Source organism: Massilia sp. UYP11, from assembly GCF_050434805.1.
Lineage (GTDB): Bacteria > Pseudomonadota > Gammaproteobacteria > Burkholderiales > Burkholderiaceae_D > Telluria.
The window spans coordinates 120,302-144,077 of the sequence record NZ_JBNDJE010000002.1; the positions used below are offsets into that span (position 1 = coordinate 120,302).

Genomic DNA, 23,776 nt, shown 5'->3' on the forward strand with positions numbered 1-23,776 from the left:
ATTACTTCATCAAGGTATTAATAGGAGCGACGCACATTTCCAGCGCTTCCGCCAGCTGCGACTTACCGCCCAGCGATTGCTGGCGGATGGCGGCGGCCATCTGGTTGCGCTTCTCGTCTTCGTGCATCTGCTGGTTCATGCACATGCTGCCTTCCGCCACGCAGCGGTTGACGACGCGGTTGAACAGCGCAGGCTCGACCTGGCCGTAGTGGCGCACGGCCTCCTTGGCGGTCGGCTTTTCCAGCACCAGGTAGTCGGCGCGATCCAGCACGGCTGGATTGGCCTTCATTTCCTGCACCCAGGTGTTGAACTCTTCGTTGGTGACACCCTTGTAGGCGAACTTCATGTGCGAGAAACCGTCGCCGCTGAAGTTGGCCGACAGACCGTGGTAGTCACCGGTCTTGTTCAGGACCGCGTTCAGCTCCGTCTCCATGCCCGGCATCGCGTAGATCATGCCTGCCAGGGTCGGGATGTAGAACGTGTTCATCACGGTCGAGGCGGTGATCTTGAAGCGCACCGGGGTGTCGATCGGGGTCACCAGCTGGTTGACCGAGGCGACGCCCTGTTCCGGATAGATGAACAGCCATTTCCAGTCCAGCGCCACGACCTGCACTTCGAGCGGCTTGGTCGAGGCCGGGATCGGACGGTGTTCGTCCAGGCGTTCGAGCGGACGGTAAGGATCGAGCTTGTGGGTGCTGACCCAGGTGATCAGGCCAAGGACGATGATGATCAGGAGCGGAGCGCCCCAGATGATGAGCTCGAGCTTGGTCGAGTGGTCCCAATCGGGTTCGTACTTCGCGTTGGCGTTCTTGCGATAGCGCCAGGCGAACAGGACAGTCAGGATCATCACGGGGACGATGATCAACAACATCAGCACTACCGATATGGTGATCAGATCGGCCTGCTGCTTCGCAATATCACCGGTGGGATTCATGACGACCGTGTTGCAGCCGGCCAGCGCTGCGAGCGGAAGTAATGGGAGTCCGCGGCGGACAATTTTAGGAATCATGCTAGGTATCTAACGTTACATGGAATAAGAACATGCTACTGTAATGCCAACGGTCGCCAAAGAACATTGGACACATTGTCCCACCTTTGCCAAAATGCAATTTCAACAACAGTGGCGGCCGTCGACTTCTCTGGAGAACACAATATGCCAAGCACGACGACGTACGGCGGCGCCGGGGCCGCTCCGATCACACACCCCAATAGCGGGGCTCGCAACATCAATGCCAGGGATGCACACGTCGATCCGGGCGACATCGCCGTCGGCGTGGTGATCGGCCGTTCGGCCGAATACTTCGAGTTCTTCACGTACGCCATCGCGTCGGCCCTCGTCTTCCCCGCCATTTTCTTCCCGTGGGCCGACCGGCTCGAGGGCACCCTGTATTCGTTCGCCATCTTCGCCCTCGCCTTCATTGCGCGTCCGATCGGCACGGTCGTGTTCATGGCGATCCAGAAGCGCTGGAGCCGCGACATGAAACTCGGCATCTCGCTGCTCATGATGGGAACCAGCACCGTCGTGATCGCCATGCTTCCGGCCTATAGTGAAATCGGCGCCGCCGCGATCATCCTGCTGGCGGCCCTGCGCATCGCCCAGGGTTTCGCCCAGGGTGGCTCGTGGGATGGGTTGCCTTCGCTGCTGGCGCTCAGTGCCCCGGAGAACAAGCGCGGATGGTACGCCATGCTCGGACAATTGAGCGCACCGCTAGGCTTCGTGATCGCGGCCGGCATCTTCGCCTTCCTGATCACCTATACGTCCGAAGAAGACTTCCTGACCTGGGGCTGGCGCTTCCCGTTCTTCGTGGCCTTCGCCATCAACGTGGTCGGCACCTTCGCACGCCTGCGCCTGGCCAGCACGCCCGAGTATTCGCGCCTGCTCGACTCGCACCACCTCGATCCGGCCCCGGTCGGCGAGCTGGTGAGCAAGCAAGGCAGCAATATCGTGATCGGCGCCATGGCCGCCCTGGCCAGCTATGCCCTGTTCCACCTGGTGACCGTGTTCCCGCTGTCGTGGATCCAGCTGTACGATACCCGTCCGATGGACGAGTTCCTGCACGTCCAGATGTGGGGCGCCGGGCTGGCGGCCGGGGCCATGCTGATCTCGGGCGTCGTCGCCGACAAGCTGGGCCGCCGCACCACCCTCGGCACCGCCGCGGCCCTGATCGCCCTGTACTCGGCCTCGATCCCGTTCCTGATCAATAGCGGCACCGCCGGCCAGAACGCCTTCATCCTGATCGGCTTCACCCTGCTCGGCTTCTCGTATGGCCAGGCTGCGGGCGCCACCACCTCGAACTTCCTGAAGCAGTTCCGCTACACCGGCGCGGCCCTGACCTCGGACCTCGCCTGGCTGGTCGGCGCGGCCTTCGCCCCGCTGGTCGCCCTCGGCCTGTCGGCCCACTTCGGCCTGGGCTACGTCAGCCTGTACCTGCTGTCGGGCGCCGTGGCCTCGCTGGCGGCGCTGAGCCTGAACCGCAAGCTGGAGATTCGCGACTGATGCCTGTCGCCTGACGTGACATGACGGCGGCCCCGCGGGGCCGCCTTTTTTTTTGGGCTCGGCTTTGGGCTCGGCTTTGGGCTCTGCTTTTCAGCTCTGCTTTTCAACCCTGCTTTTCAACCCTGTATATCGCACCTGGTCGCGCGCCGTGCGCCATTGCCGGGGATTGGCCGACTGCTCGTGTTCGTGGCCACGGTTCGTAATGCGCTGCTTGCCGTGCTATTCGACCATGGCGATGCTGGCGGCGGGCGATTCTCCGCGCCGGAATAGATGCCGAGCGCCGTCAGGACGCGAAAGCGGCGCGCGCCGGCCCCGCCATCGCTCATCGGCTTGACGATACTGGCGGTCGTCGGCTCGGGGGCATGCGGCGCGAGTCCAGCCGGCGCCGGGCGGCGATTTGTGCACACATTGTCGCGGCTGGCCCCGGTGTCAATGCCCGGCATGCTCGACAGCCCGGACTTCACCGCCTGCGTCACTTTGGCGCTCATGACTTCGTGCGCGCCCGCGTCCAGCGCCGCGTAGCCGCATAGCCGCATAGCCGCATAGCCGCGTTTAGCGGCCGTGGACGGCGCCCGCCTGGGGAGGAAGATCTCCCGCGTCGGGTCGGTGTCGATGGCGCGCACGCGCAAGGCGAGCACCTGCGTGCCCTGCGCGCGCCGCGACGTCGAGCATGCGCTGACGGGTGTGTTCCGTTTGGAGGGGATGGTCATGCGGTGGTGGCAAGCATGGGATGATCGTCAATGCGACCATCCCGCCATGCCGGTCACCGGGATGTCACGACAGCGCCGTGTCGAGCACCGTCATCAGGATGAAGCCGAAGACCAGTGCGATGCTGGCCTGGGTGCCGTTGCCCGACTGGCGCGACTCGGGGATCACGTCGTTGACGATCACCAGCAGCATGGCGCCGGCGGCGGCGGCCAGCGCATACGGCAGCAGGCCGGCCGAGATGCCGATGAGGGCCACGCCGAACACGGCGGCGATCGGCTCGACCAGGCCCGAGGCCACGCCCATGCCGACCGCGGCCAGGCGGCTGTAGCCGACTGCGTGCAGCGCGAGCGCCACCACCAGACCTTCGGGCACGTCCTGGATCGACACGCCGGTAGCGAGCGAGGTGGCTTTCTCGAGGTCGATGCCGGCGAAGGCCACGCCGATGGCCAGGCCTTCCGGCAGGTTGTGCAGGGCCACGGCCCACACGAACAGCCAGGCGCGCCGCACCGACACTTTGTCGGGCTCGTTGGACAGGATGCCCTCGGTGCGCACCGCGCGCCCGAGCAGCAGGATGGCGCCGGCGCCGAACATGATGCCGGCGCCGACCATGAGACTCGATTCCCAGTTGCCCGCCCCTGCCGTCTTGGCGGCCGACAGCGCCGGGATCACCAGCGAAAACGCGGTGGCGCCGAGCATGACGCCGGCACCGAAGCCGAGGAAGCAATCGTAGGTGCGCTTGGTGAAATTTTGTGCGAACAGGACCGGCAAGGTGCCCAGGGCAGTTGCCGCCGCCGCGGTGCTGCCGCCCGCCAGGGCCGCCAGCATCTTGGGATTGGCGTTGATGATCTGCTCGACCATGCTGCCGAGCAGGACGAGAAAGCCGATGGCGCAGATGCCGAAACCGATGGCGCGGCGTGGGGTCAGCCAGCGGGCAAGGCCACGAGGGTCGTTGCTCTTGTCGGTTTGGAGTTGCATGCCTGTTCCTGTCAAAGACCGCGCCAGGCCGCCCCGCACCACGCGTGGGGCGGCGACCGGCACGGCGGGGATCACTTCTGCGGCTTGGCGCCGCGCTTCGGTTTGCCGGCGCCGGTATCGTCGAGCGGACCGCCCTTGGAGCCGACGTTGGCGTCGCCCATCGCATTGCCGCCCGATCCACCCATCGTACCACCAGTTGCCGATTGCATCATGCCCAATTCGGAACCGGTCCGTGGCGTGGCCGTGGGATCGGACATCGTGCGCATCGCCATATTGCGCAGGACATCGATGTCATCGGTCGGCAGGGCCACTTCGGCCTCGCCCGAGCCGCCGTCGACGGCCATCTGCTTCTCGCGGTCGCTGATGAAGTCCCAGTCGGCGCCCTGGTTCCAGGCGCCGCGCACCTCGCCCGCGCCTTGCGACATATTGTAGTAAACGCTGGCGAAGGCCGGGATCACCGGCATCTTGCCCGGTGGGAAGTTGGGCTCCATCGCATACAGCGCCTTCTCGAACGACTTCATGTGCGCCACTTCGCGCGTCATCAGGAAGCCCAGCGCCTCTTTCACCCCCGGGTCGTCGGTCAGCGCGATCAGGCGCTCGTAGACGATCTTGGCGCGCGCCTCGGCGGCGATGTTCGAGCGCAGGTCGGCGGTCGGCTCGGTGATCGAGTCGATGTAGGCGGCGGTCCACGGCACGCCGGCCGAGTTGGTCAGCGGCGCGCCGGCCCCGTACAGCACTTGCGTGATATGGCTGTCGTTGCCCGGACCGGTGATGGCGCGGTACATGTCGGCCTCGGTGTCGATGGCTTCGGCCAGGCGGCCCTTGGCCCCCTTGTTCAGCATGGCGACGATGTTGCCGATCACCTCCAGGTGGCTCAGCTCCTCGGTCGCGATGTCGAACAGCATGTCCTTGCGGCCTGGATCGTCTTCGGCGACGGCCTGGGTGAAGTACCGCATGGCCGCAGCCAGCTCGCCCTGCGGTCCCCCGAACTGTTCGAGCATGAGGTTCGCCAGGGCCGGGTTGGGCCCGCTGACGCGGACTGTATATTGCAAGCGCTTGTTGTGTGCAAACATGTCAGGATTCTCCGTTGAGGTGGAACTCCGGCACCCACGCGAGCTGCGTGCCCTGCCGTTAAAGAGGCTGCCGCCGGGACCGGCAGCTCGAACACCCATGTTCGCAGGTCGGCAGTGAACTGACAGTCAGGAGTCGTCCCGTGTCCATGTAGGACATATGTGACATGCAATTGTTTCAGTTCAACATTCCTCTTCAACATCGCGCTTCGATATTCCGCGTCACCATTCCTGGTCCGCGTGTATCTGCCATCCGAAGCGCGCGCCCGGCTGGGCCGGTGGCCGACAAGCCACCGGCGCGCGCGCCTACAGTCTTCCCGCGCCGACCCGGCCTACCATATTGTTCAAACAATCACGAACGGGGGTACTACCATGAATCTCAAACGACTGAGCCCAAGTATTACCGACATGATCCGCTTCGACCATTCGCATGTGATGGTCACCTTCCACCAGTATTCCAAGGACAAGAGCCCAACCGTCAAGAAGGCGCTGGCCGACACCATCTGCGACGGCCTGGAAATCCACGCCACGCTTGAGGAAGAGATCTTCTATCCGGTGATGCGGCAGCGCGACGGCGGCGAGCCGTTCATCCACGAGGCCGAGCCCGAGCACGATGACATGCGCCGCCTGATCGCCGAGCTGCGCGCCACGTCCGGCGCCGACCCGCGCCACGATGCGCTGGTGATGGAATTGATGCGTGACGTGATGCACCATGTCGCCGAGGAAGAAACCAAGCTGCTGCCGGACGCCGAGGCGATCCTCGGCAAAGAGCGCCTGGCCGAGATGGGCGCCGAGATGACGCGCCGCCGCATGCAGCTGGTGGGGCCGAAGGCCGGAAAGCTGGCCAAGGAACACCTGGTCGGCTTCTCGGGCAGCACGGCGGCGATGGTGATCGGCGTGGCCGGCGCCCTGCTGGCCGCGTTCGCGCTCAAGCCGAAGAAAACTGCATGGAAGTCGCAGCCGGCCAATACCTGACCGCGCTTTACTGCTAACGACCACGCCGCCGCTCGCAAGACCGGCGGCGTATTGCGTTCTTCTTACCTTAGACTTGGTCGGGGAAGAACACGGGCATCGGGTCAAGCGTGGACTTGACCCCGAGATGGGCGCCCTGCTCCTTCAGCCAGCGGTCGGCCGTCTTGACGCCCTGGTCGTGCAGCAGCTGGAGGAAGGGCATCTCGGCATTCATCTTGGCCGAGATGCCGTGATCCTGCAGGAACTCGTTGCCGCTGATGAGGTGCAGGTGCATGCCCTTGGGCGTCGCCCCGGCGCCGCGGCGTTCGTCGGGCAAGCCGTCCAGGTAGCGCAGCGCGCTGATTTCGCGCACGAAACTGATGTTGAACGCGATCTCGTTGGACCGATTGGCGATGTCGGCCATATTGGTCGGCATGTCGCCGCGCGCGATCGGATTGTTCTGGATGATGATCAGGTCGCTCGCGGCCGAGTGCCGCATCAGCGGCTCCAGGGGCGGATTGGCGACATAGCTGCCGTCCCAGTACATCTCGCCCTCGACCTCGACCGCCGCGAACACCGTCGGCAGGCAGCACGAGGCCACCAGGCGCTGCACGTCCATCTCTTCGCGCCGGAACAGCTTGCCGGTTCCGGTGCGCACGTTGGTGGCGGCGATGAACACCTGCAGTTCCTCGCAGTCGCGCACCCGGTCGAAGTCGATCATGGTGGCGAGGAAGTTGCGTAAGGGATTGAGGGTGAGCGGACCTTCGCGCACCGGCCCCATCAGGGCGCCCATCAGTTCGAGCAGGTGGTAGGCCGGCGAGAACGCCATCGTGAAGGTGGGCGCCATGCGGTCGAGCGGCGTGCGCTGCAGCGGGCTCAGGGCCGCCGCGCTGCCGAGCGTGCGCCAGAACTTGTCGAGCGCCCGGCGCGCGCCCTCGCGTCCGCCGCCGCGCGCGTAGCCGTCGGCCACCACCACGGCATTGAGCGCGCCGGCGCTCGAGCCGCTCAATGCGTCGATGACCAGGTCCGGCTCTTGCAACAGGCGGTCGAGGACACCCCAGCCGAATGCGCCGTAGGTGCCCCCACCCTGGATGGCGAGGCTGATCGTTTTATAGTTGGTCAAAATCTGCTCCGTCATGAATGAATTGGAAACAGATTAGCCCGGCTGTCGATTGTGCGGGGCAGCGGTGCCCTACTGCATCCACCTCATCACGAGGGGCACCAGCCAGGGCGCCAGCAGCGCCGTCAGCGCGCCGTTCAGGCCCATCGCCAGGCCGGCGAAGGCGCCCATCCCGGGGCTGACCTGGAACGCGCGCGCGGTGCCGATGCCGTGCGAGGCCAGGCCCAGCGCGAAGCCGCAGGCGGCCTCCGAGCGCACGCCCAGCAGCATGAAGACGTAGCGGCCGAACACGGCGCCGAAGATGCCGGTGCCGATCACCAGCGCCGCGGTCAGCGCCGGGATGCCGCCGAGCCGCTCGGACACCGCCATCGCGATCGGCGAGGTGGCCGATTTCGGCCCCAGCGTGTATGCCAGCTCCGGCGTCGCGCCGAGCAGCAGCGCCACCACCACCGCCGACACGATGGCCGTCACGCTGCCGGCCAGCAGCGCCGCGCCCAGCGGCAAGGCGGCGCGGCGCAGGCGCGGCAGCTGGCGCACCAGCGGCACCGCCAGCGCCACCGTGGCCGGCCCGAGCAGGAAGTGGACGAATTGGGCGCCGCTGAAATACCGCTCATAGGACATGCCGGTGAGCCACAGCACGGCCACGATCAGTGCGACCGCGATCGCCACCGGATTGGCCAGCGGCGACGCATTGCACAGGGCGAAGATACGCTGCGCCGCCAGGTAGGCACACAGGGTGAGGGTCAGTCCCAGCAGGGGTGAGGCGGAAAGATAGACCCAGAAATGGCTGAATCCGGCGAAATCAGGCATCGCCGCCCTCCGTCGCATTACCCATCCCGCGCAGGATCAGGCCGGTGACGGCCAGGGCCAGCACGGTGCTGACCACGAGCGAAGCCAGGATCGCGAACCAGTGGCCGCTGCCGCTGCTGGCGGCGACCACGATGCCCACGCCGGCCGGCACGAACAGCAGCGACAGGTGCGACAGCAGCGTATTGGCGGCCCCCTCGACCAGCGCCTTCAGCTTCGGCATGGCCAGCAGCGCCCCCATGAGCAGCAGCATGCCGGCGACCGGCCCCGGCAAGGGCAGCTGGAACACGAATACGACGCCTTCGCCCAGGCACTGGAACAACAACAGGACCGCGAACGCAGCCAGCATACCTCTACTCCCGACACGAGACGGCGGCCGGGCCCGTTGCCCGTCCGCCAAAAAGTGTACAGGATAGCAAATCCGGCCGTGCGCCGTGCGAACGCCGGCTGCCGGCCCGGCCCGGGATCAGGCTGCGGCCGTCGCCTGCGCTCCTTCGATCGCGCCGCGCTTGACCTGGTCGCGCTCGATCGACTCGAACAGGGCCTTGAAGTTGCCTTCACCGAAACCGTCGTCGCCCTTGCGCTGGATGAACTCGAAGAACACCGGGCCCAGTTGCGGCACCCCGAAGATCTGCACCAGGAGGCGCGCATGGCCGTCCTTCACGGCGCCGTCGAGCAGCAGGCCGCGCACCTTCAATGCCTCGGCATCCTGGCCGTGGCCCGGGATGCGCTCGTCCAGCATCTCGTAATACGTGTCCGGCGGCGGCGCCATCAGGGGCACGCCGGCCGCGCGCAGCCTGTCGACGGTCGCGATCAGGTCGTCGGTGAGCAGCGCGATGTGCTGGATGCCTTCGCCGTTGAACTGCATCAGGAATTCCTCGATCTGGCCGCCGCCGGCCTTGCCTTCCTCGTTCAGCGGAATGCGGATCATGCCGTCCGGCGCCGTCATCGCCTTCGAGGTCAGGCCAGTGTACTCGCCCTTGATGTCGAAGTAGCGGATCTCGCGGAAGTTGAACAGTTTCTCGTAGAAGCAGGCCCAGTAGGACATGCGGCCGCGGTAGACGTTGTGGGTCAGGTGGTCGATGATCGCCAGGCCGTGGCCCACCGGGTGACGCTCGACGCCTTCGATGAACTCGAAGTCGATGTCATAGATCGACTTGCCCTCTTCGAAGCGGTCGATCAGGTACAGCGGCGCGCCGCCGATGCCCTTGATGGCCGGCAGGCGCAGCTCCATGGGACCAGTCGGGATCTCGACCGCCTGGGCGCCCAGCGCCAAGCAGCGCGCATAGGCCTTGTGCGCGTCCTTGACACGGAAGGCCATGCCGCAGGCCGACGGCCCGTGCTCGGCCGCGAAATACGCGGCGTAGCTTTTGGGCTCGTTGTTGATGATGAAGTTGATGCCGCCCTGGCGGAACAATGCCACGTCCTTGGAGCGATGGGTCGCCACCCTGGTAAAGCCCAGCGCCTCGAACACCGGCTCCAGCACGCCCGGCGTGGGCGACGCGAACTCGACGAACTCGAAGCCCATCAGGCCCATCGGATTTTCGAACAGGTCTGCCATTGTCTCTTCCTTTATCTAGCTAGCGATCGTTGACTGTTGCTCTTTACTACTGACTCAGGTTTCCGCGAACACGTCGGCCAGGAGTCCCCGCAGCCACTGGCTGCCCGGATCCTGGTTGAAGCGGCGGTGCCAGAAAATATTCGTCTGCAGCGGCGGCAGGTCGAGCGGCGGCGTCGCCCATTCGAGCCCGAACGGCGCGGCCGCGCGCTCGGCCAGTTTTTGCGGCACCGTCACCACCAGGTCGCTGGTGCTCACGATATACGGCACCGCCGTGAAATGCGGCACCCTGTAGCGTATCCCGGGCCCGTGCGCCGCCTGCCCGACACCGGCCCTGGCCAGCGCCGCGTTCACCCGGTCGTACGGACTGTCGGCGGCGTCCACCAGCAGGTGCTCGGCCGCGACGAAGCGCTCCAGCGTCAGCTCGCCGCGCGCCAGCGGGTGCCCCTTGCGGAACATCGCCACGAACGGCTGGCGGAACAGGTGGCGCTGGTACAGCGCCTCGGAGACGTCCTCGAACGGCCCGACCGCCAGGTCGACCCGCCCGCCTTCCATCTCTTCCTTGAGCGACAGCGTGGCCACCCGCACCGAGCTGATCTCGACGTGGGGCGCCAGCTGGCGGCAGCGCTCGATCAGGGTCGGCATGAAATACACTTCGCCGACGTCGGTCATGGCCAGCATGAAGCGCCGGTTGCTGGACCCTGGCTCGAAGCGGCTGCGCTGGTTCAGGGCCAGCGCCACCTGCACCATCGCCGCCCCGATCGGCTCGGCCATCTGGCTCGCCAGCGGGGTGGGCTGCATGCCGCTGGCGGTGCGCACGAACAGCTCGTCGCCGAAGCTGCGGCGCAGCCGCGCGAGCGCGTTGCTCACGGCCGACTGCGACAGCCCCAGGCGCCGGGCGGCCGACGAGATCTGGCGCTCCCGGTAGACCTCGTGGAATACCGAGAGCAGGTTCAGGTCGATATCGTGTGCTTCGATCATGTACCGTGTGCTTCGTTCATGGATTTCCCCGGCTGCCGGCCGCACCGGCGACTGACATGCATTGTCCACGCCAGGGCCGTGGCCCGAACAGTAATATTTATGATATGAATAGTCTACATTCTTCTATTCATCTCGTAAAAGATGGCGGAGTATTCTAGAGTGGCGCCATCGACGACACGACCCACCATCCAGGAGACCCCATGCGCCACGAGCCCGGCCATCCGTCCGCCTACATGAGCGGTTTCGGTAACGAGTTCGCCACCGAAGCCCTGCCCGGCGCCCTGCCCCGGCACCGCAATTCGCCGCAGCGCGTGGCTTATGGCCTGTACGCCGAGCAGCTGTCCGGCACCGCCTTCACCGCCCCGCGCAGCCAGAACCGGCGCTCGTGGCTGTACCGCATCCGTCCGGCGGCGGTGCACGGCAGCTTTGTGCCCCTGGACGCCCCGCGCCTGGCGGCCCGCTTCGACACGCCCGCGCCGCCGAACCAGCTGCGCTGGAGCCCGCTGCCGATGCCCCATGCACCGACCGACTTCATCGACGGCTGGGTGACCATGGCCGGCAACGGGTCGCCGGATGCGATGAGCGGCTGCGCCATCCATCTGTACGCGGCGAATCGCGCGATGGAGGGCCGCTATTTCTATGACGCGGACGGCGAACTCCTGATCGTGCCGCAGCTGGGCCGGCTGTCGATCGCGACCGAGCTGGGCCTGCTGGAGGTAGAGCCGCAGGAAATCGCCGTGATCCCGCGCGGCGTGCGCTTCCAGGTGCTGCTGCCCGACGGCGCGGCGCGCGGCTACATCTGCGAGAACTTCGGCGCCCTGCTGCGCTTACCCGACCTGGGCCCGCTCGGCTCGAACGGCCTGGCCAACCCGCGCGACTTCCTCACGCCGAGCGCGCGCTACGAAGACCTGGAGGGCGAATTCGAGCTGGTGACCAAGTTCGGCGGGCGCCTGTGGCGCGCCCCGATCGGTCACTCGCCGCTGGACGTGGTGGCCTGGCACGGCAACTACGTCCCCTATAAATACGACCTGCGCCACTTCAATGCGATCGGCTCGATCAGCTACGACCATCCCGACCCATCGATCTTCCTGGTGCTGCACGCGCCGTCGGACACGCCGGGCGTGGACACGCTCGACTTCGTGATCTTCCCGCCGCGCTGGCTGGTGGCCGAGGACACCTTCCGCCCACCCTGGTTCCACCGCAACGTCGCCAGCGAATTCATGGGGCTGATCCACGGCGCCTACGACGCCAAGGCCGAAGGCTTCGTGCCGGGCGGCGCCAGCATCCACAACTGCATGAGCGGGCATGGGCCTGACGCCGCCACCTTCGACAAGGCCAGCAGTCTCGATACCAGCCGCCCGCAGAAGGTGGGCGACACCATGGCCTTCATGTTCGAGACCCGCGCCGTCCTGGCGCCGACGGCGCAGGCGCTGGCTTCGCCCCAGCTGCAGGACGACTACCAGCAGTGCTGGGCCGGCATCCGCAAGCAGTTCCGGCTCACGCCCTGAATCGCCTGCGCACGCTGCGGTCTTCCGGGATTTTGTCATTTATGCCATGATTCGCCGGCAGGCCATGGTGGCCTGCCCGGTCACGGCCCGGCATGACCGGTCATGGGGCAAGAGCCCAGCATGTCAGACATATTGATCATCCTCGTCCTGATCCTGTTGAACGGGGTATTTGCGATGAGCGAACTCGCGCTGGTCTCCGCCAAGCGCATGCGCCTCGAACGACGCGCCGAAGAAGGCAGCCGCGGCGCCCGCACCGCCATCGCGCTGGCCGACAATCCCAGCCATTTCCTGTCCACCGTCCAGGTGGGCATCACCCTGATCGGCATCTTCACCGGCGCCTTCGGCGAAGCCTCGCTGGTGTCGCGCCTGACCCCGCAGATCGAAACCGTCACCGTGCTCGCGCCGTATGCGTACGAGATCGCGCTGTTCATCGTGGTGCTGGCGATTACCTTCGTCTCGATCGTCCTGGGCGAGCTGGTCCCGAAACGCATCGCCATGCGCCATCCCGAGACCATGGCCACGCTGATCGCGCCGCCGCTGAACATGCTGTCGCTGATCATGTCGCCGTTCGTCAAGGTGCTGTCGCTCACCACCGAAGCGATCGTGCGCCTGTTCGGCATCCACGACGCCAAGGAAGACGCGCCGACCGAGGAAGACATCACCGGCATGTTCAAGGAGGGCACCGACGCCGGCCTGTTCGAGAAGACCGAATACGACATCGTCTCGCGCGCGCTGCGCCTGGACGACCGCCACCTGAAGGCCCTCATGACGCCGCGGGTCGACCTGGTCATGATCGACCTCGACGCCGAGCGGCGCGACATACTGGAGCTCATCAGCTGCCACAGCTACAGCCGCTTTCCCGTCTACCGCGGCGACCGCGCCCAGATCCTGGGCTACGTGAAAGTGCGCGACCTGCTGGTCCAGGCGGTGCGCCATGGCTCGCTCGAGGCGATCAACATCGAGCACGCGGTTTCCGACGTCCTGTTCGTGCCCGAGACCGTGAGCGCCATGGTGCTGCTCGAGCTGTTCAAGAAGAACCGCGCCGAACTGGCCCTGATCGTCGACGAGTACGGCGACATCCAGGGCATGGTCACCCTGTCCGACGTGATGAGCGCGCTGGTGGGCGACGTCACCGTGATCGGCGAAGAGAACGACCCGGACGCCGTGCAGCGCCAGGACGGCAGCTGGCTGATCGACGGCGGCGTGGACCTCGACCGCTTCCGCGACCTGATGAACACCGACGTGCGCTTCCCGGACGAAGGCACCGGGGCCTACCACACGCTGGCCGGCTTCGTGCTGTACCATTTCGGCTACATTCCCAAGACGTCCGAATTCTTCGAATGGGACGGCTACCGGATCGAGGTGGTCGACATGGACGGCAACCGCATCGACCGCATCCTGGTGCAGCAATTGCCCGAGCCGCCGCCGGTCGTCGACGAAGCCTGACCCGGCCGCCCGCGCACCATGGACGCCGTCAGGCTCGGTTCCCTCGTCATTCCGCTGTCGGCCATGCTGGTGGTGCTGGCCCTGCTGGCGGCCACCACCAGCGCCGACTGGCTGCGCCGCCGGCGCGGCGTCGACGCCGGCGCAGTGCTGTGGCGCATGATCGTGACGGGCTTTCTGGCCGCGCGCGCCGTTTTCGTCCTCAAGCACCACGACATCTATCTGAAGGCGCCATGGAGCGCGCTGGACATCCGCGACGGCGGCTTCGAGCCGGTGGCCGGCCTGATCGTCGCCGGCGTGGTCGGCGCCGAACTGACCCGGCGTCACGCCGCGCTGCGCCGCCCGCTGCTGGCCAGCATACTGGCCGGCGGCGCGGTCTGGATCGGCGGCCTGCTGGCGGCCCAGGCGCTGGCGCCGCCGCGCCCGCCCTTGCCGGACCTGATGGTGCGCCAGCTCGATGGCGCCGAGGTGCCGCTACGCAGCCTGGGCGGCCCCGCCCCCCGTCCGCTGGTGATCAACCTGTGGGCCACCTGGTGTCCCCCCTGCCGGCGCGAGATGCCCGCCATGCAGGCCGCGCAGGCGGCCAACCCGGACATCGGCTTCGTGTTCGTCAATCAGGGTGAATCGGGCGTGGCGGTGCGCCGCTTCCTGGCCACCCAAGAGCTGCGCCTGCAGAACGTCGTGATCGATCCCGCCGGCCAACTCGCGGCGCGCACCGGCGCCGTCGGCTACCCCACCACCCTGTTCTACGATGCCGACGGCAAGCTGCGCCTGCGTCACGTCGGCGAGCTGTCGGAAGCGACGCTGCGCGACAAGCTGGCCAGCCTGCGCTGAACGGCCTCCCCGCCGCCAGCGACTTGTGGTACAACGGACGGGGCAACCGAGGAAATATCCATGCAAGTCAATCCGATCCAGCTGTTCGACGCCGAATCGTCGACCTTTACCTATATCCTGGCCGCGCCCGGCAGCTACGACGCCGTCATCATCGACCCGGTCGACCGCCATTTCACGCGCGACCTGGCGCATGTCGAGCGACTCGGCCTGCGCCTGACCCACGTGCTGGAAACCCACGCCCACGCCGACCACGTGACCTCGGCCGGCCGCCTGCGCGAGCGCACCGGCGCCACGGCCTGCGTGCCGAGCGGATGCGACATCCCGCCGGCCGAAGTGCAGCTGCAGGACGGCGACCAGATCCGCTTCGGCCTGCACGAGCACATCGCCGTGATCCACACGCCCGGCCATACCGCCGGCAGCATGTGCTATCTGTGGCGCGGCAACCTGTTCACCGGCGACACCCTGCTGATCGACGGCTGCGGCCGCACCGACTTCCAGAGCGGCAGCGCCGGGCGCCTGTACGACAGCGTCACCCGCAAGCTGTTCGCGCTGGACGACCATGTGCGGGTGTGGCCGGGCCACGACTACAAGGGCCAGTCGGTATCGACCATCGGCTGGGAGCGGCGCCACAATGCGCGCCTGGCCAACCGCAGCCGCGACGATTTTTTGGCCCTCATGGGCGCGCTCGACCTGCCGCATCCGCGGATGATCGACGTCGCCGTGCCGGCAAACCGCAATCTCGGCCTGCCGCACGGCGTGTGACAGCGCAGAACCTACCGGGATAGGTTCTTAGTAGCGCCAGGTGCGCTTGGGCGCCGGCGGGCGCTTCAGCACCTTCGTTTGAAACTGTTTCCAGATCAGCCCTGCCAGGGCCATCATGATCATCTTGCGCATGGTTTCTCCTCGGTAGTCGTCGGCGGCTTGCCGTCAGCCCCAGCATAGCGCGAGCCTCGACTTGGCGGCGCAGGTTTGCCTGGCCCGGAGGATGCAGTAGAATCCCTGTCTTTCTGGCAAGACCAAGAGACGGACCATGGCCGACGGGCACAACGAACTCAAGCGCGGGCTGAAGAACCGCCACATCCAGCTGATCGCGCTTGGCGGCGCCATCGGCACCGGCCTCTTCCTCGGCATCGCCTCGACCATCCAGATGGCCGGCCCCTCGGTGCTGCTGGGCTATGCGATCGCCGGCGCGGTGGCCTTCCTGATCATGCGCCAGCTCGGCGAGATGATCGTCGAGGAACCGGTGGCCGGCTCGTTCAGCCACTTCGCCGACAAGTATTGCGGGCGCTGGGCCGGCTTCGTCTCGGGCTGGAACTACTGGGTCATGTACATCCTGGTCAGCCTGGCCGAGCTGACCGCGCTCGGCATCTACATGCAGTACTGGTTCCCTGACCTGCCGACCTGGGTCTCGGCGCTCGGCTTCTTCATGCTGGTCAACGCCATCAGCCTGCTCAACGTGAAGGCGTTCGGCGAAATGGAATTCTGGTTCGCCGTGATCAAGGTGGTCGCGGTGGTCGGCATGATCGTGTTCGGGGTGTACCTGCTGGTGGGTGGCGGCGCCGGTCCCGAGGCGGGCGTGGCCAATCTGTGGCGGCACGGCGGCTTCTTCCCGCACGGCGTGGCCGGCCTCGCGATGGCGATGGCGGTGATCATGTTCTCGTTCGGTGGCCTGGAACTGATCGGCATCACCGCCGCCGAGGCGGACGATCCGGCGCGCACGATCCCGCGCGCCACCAACAACGCCTTGTACCGGATCCTGATCTTCTACATCGGCGCGCTGGCCGTGCTCCTGATGCTGTATCCGTGGCAGAAAGTGGTGACGGGCGGCAGCCCCTTCGTGCTGATCTTCCAGGCGCTCGACAGTGGCTGGGTCGCCAACGTCCTCAACCTGGTCGTGCTGACCGCCGCGCTGTCGGTGTATAACGGCTGCGTGTATGCCAACAGCCGCATGCTGTTCGGCCTGGCCGAACAGGGCAATGCGCCGGCCTCGTTCAAATACACCAACCGGCGCGGCGTGCCGCTGGTGGCCCTGGGCGTGTCGGCGCTGGCCACCGGATCGGCGATCGCGATCAATTATTTCCTGCCGCGCGAGGCGCTGGGCATGGTCATGGCCCTGGCCACGGCCGCCCTGGTGCTCAACTGGGCGATGATCTCGTGGAGCCACCTGCGCTTTCGCCGCTACAAGGACAGCCGGGGGGAGCGCGCGAGCTTTCGCAGTCCGTGGTTCCCGCTGTCGAACTACGTGTGCCTGGGCTTCGTCGCGCTGCTCCTGCTCGTGATGCTGCTGACGCCGGGCCTGCGCATCTCGGTGCTCCTGATTCCGGTGTGGCTGGCGGTGCTGGGCTGCGGCTACTGGCTGCGCGAGCGGCGAGCGGCGGCCCGGGCGGCTCAGGCAGCGACGACCGCGGGCCGCCTTTAATGGCGCACGGGGCCGGTCGTCTCGAGCAGTGCGCCCGGCCGGCCCCCGGCCGGGGGGGCCAGGATGAAACGCGGTAGCGTGATCGCGAGGCCGGAATGCGGCAGTCTGGCGTCGCGCACGCCACCGGACTGGGTCTGGCGGGCGGCGCCGCCGGCGCCCACCAGCGTGGCGAAACCGAAATCGCGCATGACGTTGGCGAACAGGACGGCCGACGAATAGGTGCCGGGACCGATCCGGACCTCGGTCCGGCCCTGGAAACGCAGGGGATTGGCGGGCTGAGGTTGGCGCCAGGTCGCGATCTCGCCGCGCATGGGCTGGGCGGGGGAACCCGCCGGGGCGCGCGCCAACCCGCGGTAGGTGGAGCCGGTCCGGTACGGCCGCGTGGCCAGATAGGGCATCAGGCCATCGATCCAGACCGCGTCGTCGCCCCCACCGTTCCTGCTGATGTCGATCACCAGGCTGGTCACGCCCTGCGCGCGCATCCGGGCGAAGGCCTCGCGCGTAAACGCCATGAATAGCGCGGGATCGGGCAGGCTGAAGGTGTCGACCGTCAGCACCGCGCGGCGGTCCGGGCCGATGGCCAGGTCGAAAGCCCGCCGCGCCTCCTGCGCCAGGATGCGCGGCAGCCTGCGTCGGGCGGGAATGGCGACCGTGCGCCGCACACCTTCCTGTTCCAGCTCCAGTTCGTAGGTATCGGGCGCGCCGAACATCTTCCAGTAGTACCACCACCAGCGCTGGCCCAGCAGGTTCGCCCGGAAGCGCGGCGTATCGCCGTGCACCATCGACGACAGCGTCGTCACGAGTTCCTTCGCGGCCACGCCATTGACGGACAGGACCCGGGCCGGCCCGGCGTCGGCCTCGGCAAACAGCGACGGCGCCCCATCCGGATCGACGCTCACTTCGAACGGAAACAGGCTGCCGCCCGCCGCCAGCCAGGCGCGCGTTTCCTGGCGCCAGTCCGGATAGCCAATAAAGAAATGCCCGTCTGCCAGCAGCGCGTTGACCGACGCCAGGCGTCGCCAGGCTTCGTCGCGCGTGAGCGTGGGCGGCAACCCGTGCCCCCCTTGCGCGATCCGGTCCAGTGCAACGTGCATGGCGGGCGCGTCGGTCGAAAATGCCGGGTCGGGGTGCATGCGGGCAATCATGGCGCGCACGAAGGCGACATCTTCGCGAAATTGCGCTGCCGTGATCCGCTCCGGGCCGCCGCCCGCAGCCGCCATGTCCGCGCACAGCAGCAGGCACGCCGCCAGACCTGCGCGCGCCAGGGACATGAAAGACCGGGGACATTGATGCATGCGCGCTCCAGGACGTTGCCAGATACCTCATTAGTCATGGAACGCATCCTCGCACCGCGCGGGCTGGACGACACGCGGTTTGCGACGAAACGCAACATCGTGCGACGAGCGCAGGTAAACGCGGTTCAGGGCCGGTCGTTCATCCATTCACTTAGCCCTGCCCAACAAGCGCGCTGCCCCGATGCGCTATCGTCGCCGCTGAGCCCGCGGTGTGCGGCGCACCCATGGCGCATGGCTTGCCGCGGGCGCGCCAGTCCGGGCGTTTCGCGCCCAACGGCGAAGTGCGGGCACGGCGCGGCGCCCGCCTATGCTGCACAGCAATATGAAAATAGTTACGCGCAGTTGACGTAAACGTCAACTAAGGGTCTATGATGCCTCTTGCTGCAAAACACCTCAAAAGGGAAAGCATATCTATGAGCCAGAGCAAACCTCTGTCGCTGCACGTACCGGAGCCTACCGGCCGCCCGGGCTGCAAGACCGATTTTTCGTTTCTCCAGGTGAGCGCTGCCGGTTCGGTCCGGCGTCCACCGATCGATGTCGCGCCGTTGGAGACCAGCGACATCGCCCAGCAACTGATCCGCGTGCTCGACGAGCACGGCAACGCCGTCGGCCCGTGGGCCGAGGAGCCCGACCGCGAGCTGCTGCGCTTTGGCCTGCGCACCATGATGAAGACCCGCGTGTTCGATGCGCGCATGGTGATCGCCCAGCGCCAGAAGAAGATGTCGTTCTACATGATCTCGCTCGGCGAGGAAGCGATCGGCACCGCCCACGCCCTCGCGCTGCAGGACGGCGACATGAATTTCCCCACCTACCGCCAGCAAAGCCTCCTGATGGCGCGCCAGGTGCCCATGGTCGACATGATCTGCCAGCTGCTGTCCAACGAGCGCGATCCTCTCAAGGGCCGCCAGCTGCCCGTGATGTACTCGGTGCGCCAGGCCGGCTTCTTCACCATTTCCGGCAACCTCGCCACCCAGTACCCGCAAGCGGTGGGCTGGGCGATGGCGTCCGCCATCAAGGGCGACACAAAAATCGCCTCGGCCTGGATCGGCGACGGCGCCACCGCGGAATCCGATTTCTCGACCGCCCTCACCTTTGCCCATGTGTACCGCGCGCCGGTCATCCTCAACGTGGTCAACAACCAGTGGGCGATCTCGAGCTTCCAGGCGATCGCCGGCGGCGAGAGCGTGACCTTCGCCACGCGCGGCATCGGCAGCGGCATCGCCTCGCTGCGTGTGGACGGCAACGACTTCCTGGCCGTGCTGGCGGTCTCGCGCTGGGCCGCCGAGCGGGCGCGCAGCAATCTCGGCCCCACCCTGATCGAATGGGTCACCTACCGCGCCGGCCCGCACTCGACCTCGGACGATCCTTCGCGCTACCGCCCGGCCGACGACTACGCCCGCTTCCCGCTGGGCGACCCGATCGCCCGCCTGCGCCAGTACCTGACCAACCTGGGCTGGTGGTCGGACGCCGAGCACGAAGCCGTGCAGGCCGAACTCGAGGCCGAAGTGCTGGCCGCGCAGAAGGAAGCCGAGAGCTACGGCACCCTGGGCGACGAGCGCGCGCCGAGCGCCGCGACCATGTTCGAGGACGTCTACAAGGACATGCCGGAGCACCTGCGCCGTCAGCGTCAGCAGCTGGGAGTATGAAGATGGCACGAGACGATCAACCGAAAGAAACGGCGAATCTGCCACAGACGATGCCGATGACCATGATCCAGGCGCTGCGCTCGGCCATGGACGTGATGATGGAACGCGACGGCAACGTCGTGGTGTACGGCCAGGACGTCGGCTACTTCGGCGGCGTGTTCCGCGTCACCGACGGGCTGCAGGCGAAGTACGGCAAGTCGCGCGTGTTCGACGCGCCGATCTCGGAAGGCGGCATCGTCGGCACCGCGGTCGGCATGGCCGCCTATGGCCTGCGCCCCGTGGTCGAGATCCAGTTCGCCGACTATTTTTATCCGGCCACCGACCAGATCGTGTCCGAGGCGGCGCGCCTGCGCTACCGCTCGGCCGGCGAATTCACCGCCTCGATGGTGATCCGCATGCCCTGCGGCGGCGGCATCTATGGCGGCCAGACCCACAGCCAGAGCCCCGAAGCCTTCTTCACCCACGTGTGCGGCCTGCGCACCGTGATGCCGTCGAACCCGTACGACGCCAAGGGTCTCCTGATCGCCTCGATCGAGAACGACGATCCGGTGATCTTCCTGGAGCCCAAGCGTCTCTACAACGGCCCGTTCGACGGCCACCACGACCGGCCGGTCGTGCCCTGGTCCGGCCATCCGAAGGGCGAAGTCCCGCCCGGCTACTACACCGTCGACCTCGACAAGGCGGCGATCGTCCGCCCCGGCAACGACGTCACCGTGCTGGCCTACGGCACCATGGTCTGGGTCGCCGAGGCGGCGGCGCGCGAGTCCGGCGTCGACGCCGAGGTGATCGACCTGCGCAGCATCTGGCCGCTCGACCTCGACACCATCGTCGACTCGGTCAAGAAGACCGGCCGCTGCGTGATCGTGCACGAAGCGACGCAGACCAGCGGCTTCGGCGCCGAACTGGCGGCGCTGGTGCAAGAGCACTGCTTCTACCAGCTGGAGGCGCCGATCGGGCGCGTCGCCGGCTGGGACACCCCGTATCCGCATGCGCAGGAATGGGCTTATTTCCCGGGGCCCGACCGCGTCGGCGCGGCCCTGAAACGCGTGATGGAGGGTTGAGGCAATGGGTATTCACGTCATCAAGATGCCCGACCTCGGCGAAGGCATCGCCGAAGTCGAAGTGGTGGCCTGGCACGTGCAGCCGGGCGATGTGGTCAGGGAAGACCAGGTGCTGGCCGACGTCATGACCGACAAGGCGACGGTCGAGATCCCGTCGCCGGTCGCGGGCACCATCGCCAGCCTGGGCGGCGCGATCGGCCAGTCGCTGGCCGTGGGCGCCGAACTGATCCGCCTCGACGTCGAAGGCGCCGGCAACCTGAAGGACCACGGCGGGCCCAAGGCCAGCCAGGAACCGGTCAGGACGGCCGCCGCCGCCGCGCCGGCCGAGGAAGTGGCCGAACCGCAGCTCGAGGCCGTCGCGGGCGGCGCGGCCGGCGACTCAGCGGCGCCGGCCGCTTCTGCAGCCCCTTCTGCAGCCCCTTCTCCAGCCCCTGCGCCGGCCCCGACCTCCAGGCCGGCGCCGAGCGCACGTCCGGCCTTGGCGTCCAGGGGCGCGCCCCAGCTGCGCGCCGAAGGCGACAAGCCCCTGGCGGCGCCAGCCGTGCGCCAGCGCGCCTGGGACCTGGGCATCGAGTTGCAGTTCGTGGCCGGCAGCGGCCCGGCGGGCCGCATCACCCACGCCGACCTCGACGCCCACGTGGCGGGTCGCCGCGGCGGCGCGGCCAATGGCGGCCCTGACGAGCGCTATGCCGAGCAGCATGGCGAACACGCGACCCAGGTGATCGGCCTGCGCCGCAAGATCGCCGAGAAGATGCAGGAAGCCAAGCGCAACATCCCGCACTTCACCTATGTCGAAGAAGTCGACGTCACCGAACTGGAAGCGCTGCGCCTGCAGCTCAACGCGCGCTACGGCGCCGAGCGCGGCAAGCTGACCCTGCTGCCGCTCCTGATGCGCGCCGTGGTGCTGGCCCTGCGCGAGTTTCCGATGATGAGCGCGCGCTACGACGACCAGCACAACCTGCTCACCACCTACGACGCGGCCCACATCGGCATCGCGGCCCAGACCGAGCACGGCCTGATGGTGCCGGTGGTGCGCCATGCCGAATCGCGCGACCCGTGGTCGAGCGCGACCGAGATCGCGCGCCTGGCCGAGGCCGCGCGCGCTGGCCGCGCCACGCGCGAGGAGCTCACCGGCTCCACCATCACGATCACCAGCCTCGGCGCGCTGGGCGGCATCGTCACCACGCCGGTGATCAACCGCCCGGAAGTCGCCATCGTCGGCGTCAACCGCATCGTCGACCGTCCGGTGATCAGGGATGGCGCCATGGTGGCGCGCAAGATGATGAACCTGTCGTCCTCGTTCGACCACCGCGTGATCGACGGCATGGTGGCGGCCCAGTTCGTGCAGGCGATCCGCGGCTACCTCGAATTTCCCGCAACCCTGTTCGTGGAGTGAGCCGATGGAGACGATCAACACCACCTTGCTCATCATCGGCGGCGGCCCCGGCGGCTACGTGGCCGGCATCCGCGCCGGGCAGCTGGGGATCCCGGCCATCGTGGTCGAGGGCGCGACCCCCGGCGGCACCTGCCTGAACATCGGCTGCATTCCGTCGAAGGCGCTGATCCACGCGGCCGACGAGTATCACAAGGGCGCCACCTATGCGGCCCAGGAGTCGCCGCTCGGCATCAGCGTCGAGTCGCTGCGGATCGACCTGGCGCGCACCGTGGCGTGGAAGGACGGCATCGTCAAGCGCCTCACCGGCGGCGTCGGCTCCCTGCTCAAGAAACAGGGCGTGCGCGTGGTGCGCGGCTGGGCGCGGATCCTGGACGGCAAGACCGTCGAAGTCGAGGCCGATGGCCAGGAAACGCTGCGCATCCGCTGCGAACACCTGCTGCTGGCCAGCGGTTCGCAGCCCGTCGAGCTGCCGTTCATGCCGTTCAGCCACGATGGCGGCCCGGTGATCTCGTCGACCGAGGCGCTGGCGCAAGACAGCGTGCCGCGCCGCCTGGTGGTGGTCGGCGCCGGCTACATCGGCCTGGAGCTGGGCACGGCTTACCGCAAGCTGGGCAGTCAGGTGACGGTGGTCGAAGCGGCTGACCGCATCCTGCCGGCCTACGACGCCGACCTGGTGAAACCGGTGGCCAGGTCGCTCGAACGGCTTGGCGTCGAGCTGCGCCTGGCGACGCAGGTACTGGGCATGGAAGACGGAGTGGAAAGCGGCGTGGACGCGGCGCGCGTGAAAGTGCGCGACGCATCCGGCGTCGAGGCCTACCTGGAAGCCGACAAGGTGCTGGTGGCGGTCGGCCGCAGGCCCGCGACCACCGGCTGGGGCCTGGAGAACCTGATGCTCGACATGGCGGGCCGCGCGATCAAGGTCGACGAGCAGTGCCGCACCTCGATGCGCAATGTGTGGGCAATCGGCGACCTCACGGGCGAGCCGATGCTGGCCCACCGCGCCATGGCCCAGGGCGAGATGGTGGCCGAGATCATCGCCGGCAAGCGCCGCTGGTTCCAGCCCTCGGCGATTCCCGCAGTGTGCTACACCGATCCCGAGATCGTCGTGGCGGGGATGTCGCCCTCCGAGGCGCAGGCCGCCGGCATCGACGCCATCCAGGCCAGCTTCCCGTTCAGCGCCAACGGCCGCGCAATGACGATCGAGGGCACGGATGGTTTCGTGCGCGTGGTCGCGCGCAAGGACAACCACCTGATCCTCGGCTGGCAGGCGGTCGGCGTCGGGGTGTCGGAACTGGCCGCGGGCTTTACCCAGTCGATCGAGCTGGGCGCCCAGCTGGAAGACGTCGCCCGCACGATCCACGCCCATCCGACCCTGGGCGAGGCGGTGCAGGAAGCCGCGCTGCGCGCGCTCGGCCACGCCCTGCACGTCTGAACCTGCGCCACCCCGGGGGTGGCTTTCCCGCCCATGCCGGGCGGCTTTCCCACCTGTGCCGGACCGGCGTACCCG

21 protein-coding genes are annotated in these 23,776 nt (G+C 67.3%); 11 read left to right on the plus strand and 10 right to left on the minus strand.

The annotated features are described in order from the left end of the window. Window position 1: 1 nt before the first annotated feature. The gene (gene cyoA / locus ABIB38_RS04060; protein WP_429201966.1) at window positions 2-1,009 is read right to left on the minus strand and encodes a ubiquinol oxidase subunit II; all 1,008 of its coding nucleotides are present in this window, start codon (window positions 1,007-1,009) and stop codon (window positions 2-4) included. A 144-nt stretch (window positions 1,010-1,153) separates the two neighbouring features. On the opposite strand from cyoA, the gene ABIB38_RS04065 reads away from it, so the two are divergent. Then, a complete protein-coding gene (locus ABIB38_RS04065) occupies window positions 1,154-2,497 on the plus strand; it encodes an MFS transporter (RefSeq protein WP_429201967.1) in 1,344 nt (447 codons plus the stop codon). Between the two features lie 116 nt (window positions 2,498-2,613). On the opposite strand, the gene ABIB38_RS04070 is transcribed toward ABIB38_RS04065, so the two are convergent. The 3 genes from ABIB38_RS04070 to ABIB38_RS04080 form a co-directional block, all read right to left on the minus strand. Beyond that, window positions 2,614-3,207 carry a hypothetical protein gene (locus ABIB38_RS04070; RefSeq protein ID WP_429201969.1) on the minus strand — a complete coding sequence of 198 codons (594 nt, stop codon included), beginning with the start codon at window positions 3,205-3,207 and terminating at the stop codon, window positions 2,614-2,616. Between the two features lie 64 nt (window positions 3,208-3,271). Further along, window positions 3,272-4,180, minus strand: a complete 909-nt coding sequence (locus ABIB38_RS04075) for a ZIP family metal transporter (RefSeq protein WP_429201971.1) — start codon at window positions 4,178-4,180, stop codon at window positions 3,272-3,274. A 71-nt stretch (window positions 4,181-4,251) separates the two neighbouring features. Then, window positions 4,252-5,253, minus strand: a complete 1,002-nt coding sequence (locus ABIB38_RS04080; RefSeq protein WP_429201972.1) for a manganese catalase family protein — start codon at window positions 5,251-5,253, stop codon at window positions 4,252-4,254. A 369-nt stretch (window positions 5,254-5,622) separates the two neighbouring features. Between ABIB38_RS04080 and ABIB38_RS04085 the strand changes: the two genes are divergently transcribed. After that, window positions 5,623-6,225: a hemerythrin domain-containing protein gene (locus ABIB38_RS04085; RefSeq protein ID WP_429201974.1), complete on the plus strand. Its 603-nt coding sequence runs from the start codon at window positions 5,623-5,625 to the stop codon at window positions 6,223-6,225. Between the two features lie 67 nt (window positions 6,226-6,292). Here the strand turns inward: ABIB38_RS04085 and ABIB38_RS04090 are convergent, their stop codons facing one another. The 5 genes from ABIB38_RS04090 to ABIB38_RS04110 form a co-directional block, all read right to left on the minus strand. Beyond that, window positions 6,293-7,324: a patatin-like phospholipase family protein gene (locus ABIB38_RS04090; protein WP_429201976.1), complete on the minus strand. Its 1,032-nt coding sequence runs from the start codon at window positions 7,322-7,324 to the stop codon at window positions 6,293-6,295. A gap of 69 nt (window positions 7,325-7,393) precedes the next feature. Beyond that, complete coding sequence (locus tag ABIB38_RS04095; protein ID WP_429201978.1) at window positions 7,394-8,131, minus strand: LrgB family protein; 738 nt, start codon at window positions 8,129-8,131, stop codon at window positions 7,394-7,396. Then, the gene (locus ABIB38_RS04100) at window positions 8,124-8,477 is read right to left on the minus strand and encodes a CidA/LrgA family protein (RefSeq protein ID WP_429201980.1); all 354 of its coding nucleotides are present in this window, start codon (window positions 8,475-8,477) and stop codon (window positions 8,124-8,126) included. The genes ABIB38_RS04095 and ABIB38_RS04100 overlap by 8 nt, the downstream gene beginning before the upstream one ends. Window positions 8,478-8,594: 117 nt before the next feature. Beyond that, entirely contained in the window at window positions 8,595-9,689 is a 1,095-nt protein-coding gene (hppD, locus tag ABIB38_RS04105) for a 4-hydroxyphenylpyruvate dioxygenase (protein ID WP_429201982.1), read from the minus strand. A 54-nt stretch (window positions 9,690-9,743) separates the two neighbouring features. Next, the gene (locus ABIB38_RS04110) at window positions 9,744-10,667 is read right to left on the minus strand and encodes a LysR family transcriptional regulator (RefSeq protein ID WP_429201984.1); all 924 of its coding nucleotides are present in this window, start codon (window positions 10,665-10,667) and stop codon (window positions 9,744-9,746) included. A gap of 167 nt (window positions 10,668-10,834) precedes the next feature. On the opposite strand from ABIB38_RS04110, the gene hmgA reads away from it, so the two are divergent. From hmgA to ABIB38_RS04135, 5 genes are all read left to right on the plus strand, one after another. Continuing rightward, complete coding sequence (gene hmgA / locus ABIB38_RS04115) at window positions 10,835-12,175, plus strand: homogentisate 1,2-dioxygenase (protein ID WP_429202827.1); 1,341 nt, start codon at window positions 10,835-10,837, stop codon at window positions 12,173-12,175. A 120-nt stretch (window positions 12,176-12,295) separates the two neighbouring features. Continuing rightward, a complete protein-coding gene (locus ABIB38_RS04120; RefSeq protein ID WP_429201985.1) occupies window positions 12,296-13,621 on the plus strand; it encodes a hemolysin family protein in 1,326 nt (441 codons plus the stop codon). An 18-nt stretch (window positions 13,622-13,639) separates the two neighbouring features. Beyond that, window positions 13,640-14,452 (plus strand): redoxin domain-containing protein, encoded by an 813-nt coding sequence (locus ABIB38_RS04125; protein ID WP_429201986.1) that lies wholly within the window; start codon window positions 13,640-13,642, stop codon window positions 14,450-14,452. 60 nt (window positions 14,453-14,512) lie between these two features. After that, the gene (locus ABIB38_RS04130; protein ID WP_429201987.1) at window positions 14,513-15,214 is read left to right on the plus strand and encodes an MBL fold metallo-hydrolase; all 702 of its coding nucleotides are present in this window, start codon (window positions 14,513-14,515) and stop codon (window positions 15,212-15,214) included. Between the two features lie 268 nt (window positions 15,215-15,482). Next, a complete protein-coding gene (locus tag ABIB38_RS04135; RefSeq protein ID WP_429201989.1) occupies window positions 15,483-16,871 on the plus strand; it encodes an amino acid permease in 1,389 nt (462 codons plus the stop codon). Here ABIB38_RS04135 and ABIB38_RS04140 read toward each other — a convergent pair. Further along, window positions 16,868-18,166 (minus strand): S41 family peptidase, encoded by a 1,299-nt coding sequence (locus tag ABIB38_RS04140; protein ID WP_429201990.1) that lies wholly within the window; start codon window positions 18,164-18,166, stop codon window positions 16,868-16,870. The two genes, ABIB38_RS04135 and ABIB38_RS04140, sit on opposite strands and share 4 nt — an antisense overlap. Window positions 18,167-18,579: 413 nt before the next feature. Between ABIB38_RS04140 and ABIB38_RS04145 the strand changes: the two genes are divergently transcribed. The 4 genes from ABIB38_RS04145 to lpdA are packed head-to-tail and all read left to right on the plus strand — an operon-like array spanning window position 18,580 to window position 23,701. After that, entirely contained in the window at window positions 18,580-19,812 is a 1,233-nt protein-coding gene (locus ABIB38_RS04145) for a 3-methyl-2-oxobutanoate dehydrogenase (2-methylpropanoyl-transferring) subunit alpha (protein ID WP_429201991.1), read from the plus strand. 50 nt (window positions 19,813-19,862) lie between these two features. Continuing rightward, window positions 19,863-20,873: an alpha-ketoacid dehydrogenase subunit beta gene (locus tag ABIB38_RS04150; RefSeq protein WP_429202829.1), complete on the plus strand. Its 1,011-nt coding sequence runs from the start codon at window positions 19,863-19,865 to the stop codon at window positions 20,871-20,873. Window positions 20,874-20,877: 4 nt separating this feature from the next. After that, on the plus strand, window positions 20,878-22,269 hold the full coding sequence (locus tag ABIB38_RS04155) for a dihydrolipoamide acetyltransferase family protein (protein ID WP_429201993.1): 1,392 nt from the start codon (window positions 20,878-20,880) through the stop codon (window positions 22,267-22,269). A gap of 4 nt (window positions 22,270-22,273) precedes the next feature. Further along, window positions 22,274-23,701: a dihydrolipoyl dehydrogenase gene (gene lpdA / locus ABIB38_RS04160; protein ID WP_429201995.1), complete on the plus strand. Its 1,428-nt coding sequence runs from the start codon at window positions 22,274-22,276 to the stop codon at window positions 23,699-23,701. Window positions 23,702-23,776: the final 75 nt, after the last annotated feature.